Genomic DNA, 5,604 nt, shown 5'->3' with positions numbered 1-5,604 from the left:
CGTAACAATCTTTCTACGAGGTCTATTGTATTATGTAAGCGCTTTCTAAAAAGGGTGTTTCTTGCTTAGTGCTGAGTTATTTTTTGACATTTGCCGGTTTTTGAACAAAAAAAGAACCAGCATTCCTACTGATTCTTAATCTATTTCATATATGACTTTCTTACACAGTTGAATAATCCACAAAGGTAGGTCAATCCTTAAATCATCTGAAAATAATCATGTGACTAGAACACTAGATAAAATAGCCTCAACTACGTGCCTTGAACTCACGTGGTTTAACTTGCCCTATACAATGCACTCAACTTTTAGATAATTTCCCAGCGCTGTTTGCTGGGAAATCCTTATCGTTGTTATAGTGCTCAACAACCTTTTCTGCAATTGGCTTAAGCGACTCTGCCGTTTCTTTAAAAACAATTTCTCTAATATAAAGAATTAGTGCTGCATTCCTAATATAGCGGTAACATTTCTTTTCAAAATCATCATCTAACTTCAGCCCATCCTGCAATTTAAATTGAAGATAGTTTTCAAGGTGAAATCGCTGATTAGGAGTAGCATTGGTTGTTCCATACATCTTTTTTCCATAAATCTCCCAAAGTATTATCCAATCCCTTCGGTGCTTTATTGGAATCTGACATTCAGCACTTTTTTCCCTATCTTTTCTTATATATTTATCCTCCAATCCTTCTTCAACATCATATATTTGCCTAGACCAGTTGGTATCCCAGTCAGCGTTCTTTAAAACATCTAGTACTTCTTGTATCTTCATGCTAATCCTCTCCAATATTCAAACATAATTCTATTTCTGCTTTTTTGATGTTTGTCGTTGCCGAATCAAGCCCGACTATTGTCATACTTCAATGCTAATTTTATTACGCTAATTTGAACACTATTTTATTCATTTATACATCAAAAATCTAATAAACAAAGTCCGTTACTTTATGAATACTCACTCTTATCGCAGAGACTCTCACCAACGAAAAACCCCGTCAGATAGGCATTCATGCCACATCCAACGGGGTTTCTAAATCTATTTATGCGATTGGCGGGGGTCGAACCCGCACGGTATCTCTACCACAGGATCCTTAATCCTGCGCGTCTGCCAATTCCGCCACAACCGCATGTCTGTGCTAAAACTATCAGCACAGATTATATTATCAGATATACCGATGATATGCAAGTCGCTTAGATCTCGTCATCCTTGTGTTGCCGCGGTTGCAAGACTTCTGGTTGCTTATCTGGTTCTGCAACATCCTCATACTTTAGCACGATGTCTTCATCAGCCGGTGTAACATCCTTACGTTCTTCTGGTTCAACTGGTTCTTCCGCTTGTTGTTCTGTCTTGTCCTTCGCGAACAGACCGGTCACCTTATCCTTGATTTCATCAACTTTTGCATTAATTTTAGCTTGATTCTCAGGATCAGCGAGATACTCCCCACCCTTTTGTGCCTGTGCGCCAATTTCCGACACCACGTTACCAGTTGTTTTTGCGACCTTACTTAATACGTCTAAAAATGCCATGTTTTCATTCCTCCTCATTGTTGCTATTATACCCGGTTGCATCAAAAAAGAGCGAACAATTCTGCTCGCTCTTTTGCTTAATTTTCCTTTGGTGCAACCATCGACAGACCGATACGTTCACGTTTTACATCCACGTCAACGACCCAAACTGTCACAATATCACCAACGGCCACAATCTCATGCGGATTCTTGACCATCCGCTTGGCCATCCGTGAAATGTGGACCAGGCCATCTTCGTGGACACCTAAGTCGACAAAGGCACCGAAGTCAACCACGTTACGAACGGTTCCTTGCAACTGCATCCCCGGCTTCAAATCCTTTAATGACAGCACATCCGAACGCAAGACCGCTCCTGGTGCATCGTCACGTAAGTCACGTCCTGGATTACCTAGCGAGGTAATCACGTCTTGCAAGGTTGGTAACCCAACCCCAAGTCGATCCGCCGTAGCTTGGTTATTAAAGCGACGCAACGCTTGACCAGCTTCAGCTCCCGGCGTTGTCACACCAGCCTCTTTCAACAAGACTTCCGCGATTTTGTATGACTCAGGGTGAATATCCGTATTATCCAACGCATTCTTAGCATCTGGTAAACGCAAGAACCCAGCAGCCTGTTCAAATGCCTTAGGACCAAGCTTTGGCACCTTCTTTAATTGCGCTCGTGATGTAAATTGACCATTTTCGTCACGATACGTCACAATATTAGCCGCCGTGGTTTTCGTCAAACCAGCGATATGAGTCAACAATTGTGGTGAAGCCGTATTCAAGTTAACGCCAACCTGGTTAACGGCCGTTTCCAAGACCGCATCCAATTCAGCATCGAGCTCTTTGGTTGGCAAATCGTGCTGATATTGCCCCACACCAACCGCCTGCGGATCAATTTTAATGAGTTCTGCCATAGGGTCTTGCAAACGACGGGCAATTGAAATTGCTGAACGTTGCTCAACCTGTAGGTCTGGGAACTCTTCTCGCGCCACATCGCTAGCTGAATAAACAGACGCCCCGGACTCATTAACTACTACGTATTGCAAATCAGGTAAGTCTGACTTGATAATGTCCGCAATAAACGTTTGTGACTCACGCGATGCCGTCCCGTTACCAATCGCTACCAGTGCAACACCGTACTGCTTAACTAGCTTGATAATCGTCTCTTTGGCACCCTTCGGATCATACTTGGCAGCACGGTGCGGATAGATAACCGCCTTTTCTAGGAACTTACCGTTCTCATCGACCACAGCCAACTTTGAACCAGTTCGAATACCTGGGTCGAATCCCAGTACCACCCTGCCACGCAACGGTGCTGCCATTAGTAGGTGATACAAATTCGTACCAAAGACCTTGATTGCATCCCCAGCCGCCCGTTCGAAAAGTTCTTTGCGCAATTCGCGTTCGATAGCGGGACCAATAAAGCGCTTATAGGCGTCATTAGCCGCCGCGACCAAAACATCAGCTGCCTCACCCGTTTTTGAACCAACCAAACGGAATTTCAAATAACGGGCAATCGCTTCAGCGTCCGCTTCGATGCTACCTGACAAAACACCTTCATTTTCACCACGGTTGATGGCCAAGATTTGGTGGTTTGCCACTTTGCTGATTGGCATGCTGAACTCATAGTACAACTTAAAGACTTCCTGGGTATCCTTATCACCCGCACCACGCTTCAACTTCGAGACTAGGTGACCATTATCACGCGTGTACTTACGTGTCCAATCACGTAACCCTGCATTTTCACCAATCACTTCCGCAAAAATTTCATGCACGCCGGCCATAACTGCCGCGATATCAGGCAAGTCTTTCTCCGGGTTCACAAATTTTGCCGCCTCAGCTTGCAAGCCGGTCGTTGGAAACTTTTGCACCAATTGTGCCAATGGCATCAATCCGGCTTCCTTGGCAATCGTTGCCTTGGTACGGCGCTTTTGCTTATAAGGCAGATAAATATCTTCAACTGCTTGCATTGTTTCAGCCGCTGCCAACGCTTTCAGCAAATTAGGCGTCATCGCCTTTTGCTCAGCAATTGCCTTTTGAACGGTTTGCTTACGTGCTTGCAAATCTTCTAAGCGCTTCGTCACTGCCTGGATATCACGGATTTGAACTTCATCCAAATTTCCCGTGACTTCTTTACGGTAACGCGCCACGAATGGCACCGTATTCCCATCGGCCAATAATTCTGACGTCGCCGTCACTTTCGTTAGTGGCAACGCTAATTCTTTTGCTACTGCACTCGCAATATCAATTGTCAGTGCGTCGTTTTCCACCGTCGTCATTACATTGCCGTCGTCAAAATACGACGTACTTGTACCAAGAACTTCTCCATCAATGAGTCTTGATCAGCCTCTGATTGCTTGAACTTGTCCATATCGATTGATTGGTCAGCAACGTTCAATGATTCAGCCATTGCTTCAGTCGCAGCAGCGTATTCCGTAAACGTCTTCTTCATTGATTGGTGCAAGCCCATCAAACGAACGGGTGCAGCCATGGCGTTAATCTTAGCTGATGCATCCTTGTACACTGCCACTGCCTCATCAAATTCAACTGAAATTTCTTGGAAATCAGCCTTTGGCATGTCCGCCACTTGGTCAGCCATAATGGCATCATCAAGCTTCTCGAAGAATGGTGCAACCTTGTTACCAGCATCTTCAGTTGATTGGATAACTTGACCCAAGTTAGTTGCATATTGTTGTGGTGACACGAACTTCATCTTAGCCATGAATAAATCTCCTCTTGCCATTTAGGCGGTTAACTTTTTAAACAATGCTTTTATTATACCAGTTCGCCACCACAAAATAAGCCCACCTCATACATCGGTGGGCAAACAATTATGATTCAGTTACCGCCAACTGCAACGCCTGGTCAAGATCCGCAATCAAATCAGCCACGTCCTCAATTCCAACTGATAAACGGAGCGTTTCAGGTCGGGTCCCTGATGCCAACAGTTCTGCCGGACTGAGTTGCGCATGTGAGGTTGAGGCCGGATGCAAAATTGATGATTTTCCTTCACCAGACGAAGCGAAGTGCGTAAAGACTTGGACGCTATCCAAGACTTTTCGACCAGCTGACGCCCCACCAACAACCCCAAAGGTGAAGATTGACCCCGGCCCCTTTGGTAAGTATGTTTGCGCCAACTCATAGTATGGGCTGTCAGGTAATCCCGCATAATTCACCCACGCCACAGCCGGATGTTGGGCTAAGAATTCAGCAATTTTCTGGGCATTGTCAACGTGGCGTTGCACACGCAATGATAATGTCTCTAGTCCCAGCAAAATTAACCAGGCATTAAATGGCGATAGGGTTGCCCCAGAATCCCGCAACAAATTATAACGAATCCGATTGACGTACGCAGCGTTGCCAAACTTTTCGGTATACACTAACCCGTGATAGCTTTCGTCCGGTTCTGTCAGACCCGGGAATTTGTCATTTTGCGTCCAGTCAAAATGGCCGCTATCCACCACGATACCACCCAACGCAGCTCCGTGCCCTGATAGGAATTTTGTGGCAGAGTACACGACAATATCAGCGCCAAAATCAAACACCCGATTAAGGTACGCTGTTGCAAATGTATTATCTACAATCAACGGAATGCCGGCCACATGCGCTACTTCGGCTAAGGCTCGTAAATCTGCGATGTTTGAATTTGGATTACCAATTAACTCAATGTAAAGCGCCTTCGTATTAAGTTGAATTGCCGCCTTGACCGCTACCAAATCATCGATATCCACAAATGTCGTGGTCACGCCGCGTCGTGGGTACGCCGTCGCTAACAAGTTGTGGGTCCCTCCGTATAGCGTATTTGCGGCAACCAAATGATCACCCGCAACCGTGATATTTTCCAGCGCATAATTAATCGCAGCCATCCCCGATGCAACGGCAACGGCCCCAACGTCACCTTCAAGCTCAGCCAACCGCTTTTCAAGCACTTCGGTCGTCGGATTCGTGAAACGGGTGTATAGCTGTCCTGGCTTATCCAAAGCAAATTGTTCTGCCGCATCTTCTGCGCTGTCGTAAACATACGAGGTGGTTTGATAAATTGGCACGCTGGTTGCGTGGGCCTCAGCGTCGGGCGTGTAGCCACCATGAAGTGCGATTGTATCG

5 protein-coding genes and 1 tRNA gene are annotated in these 5,604 nt (G+C 45.7%); all 6 read right to left on the bottom strand.

The window, feature by feature from the left end; all coding sequences use genetic code 11:
• Positions 1-298 precede the first annotated feature (298 nt).
• Complete coding sequence (locus WEIDD23_RS07520; protein ID WP_010374270.1) at positions 299-766, bottom strand: hypothetical protein; 468 nt, start codon at positions 764-766, stop codon at positions 299-301.
• Positions 767-1,034: 268 nt separating this feature from the next.
• Positions 1,035-1,118: transfer RNA gene (locus tag WEIDD23_RS07515), tRNA-Leu, on the bottom strand.
• Between the two features lie 64 nt (positions 1,119-1,182).
• Positions 1,183-1,518 (bottom strand): hypothetical protein, encoded by a 336-nt coding sequence (locus WEIDD23_RS07510; protein ID WP_010374268.1) that lies wholly within the window; start codon positions 1,516-1,518, stop codon positions 1,183-1,185.
• Positions 1,519-1,595: 77 nt separating this feature from the next.
• Positions 1,596-3,779, bottom strand: coding sequence for a Tex family protein (locus WEIDD23_RS07505; RefSeq protein WP_010374266.1), 2,184 nt, complete (start codon positions 3,777-3,779; stop codon positions 1,596-1,598).
• Positions 3,779-4,222, bottom strand: coding sequence for a hypothetical protein (locus WEIDD23_RS07500; RefSeq protein ID WP_010374263.1), 444 nt, complete (start codon positions 4,220-4,222; stop codon positions 3,779-3,781). Before WEIDD23_RS07500 ends, WEIDD23_RS07505 begins: the two co-directional genes overlap by 1 nt.
• 109 nt (positions 4,223-4,331) lie before the next feature.
• The coding region (locus WEIDD23_RS07495; RefSeq protein WP_062358882.1) for an O-acetylhomoserine aminocarboxypropyltransferase/cysteine synthase family protein at positions 4,332-5,604 on the bottom strand (1,273 nt) is incomplete at its 5' end.

This window comes from Weissella sp. DD23 (assembly GCF_001579105.1).
In the GTDB taxonomy this organism is placed as follows: Bacteria; Bacillota; Bacilli; order Lactobacillales; family Lactobacillaceae; genus Weissella; species Weissella cibaria.
The sequence above is the reverse complement of the archived record's forward strand: the minus strand, read 5'-3'. Positions and strand labels throughout refer to the sequence as shown.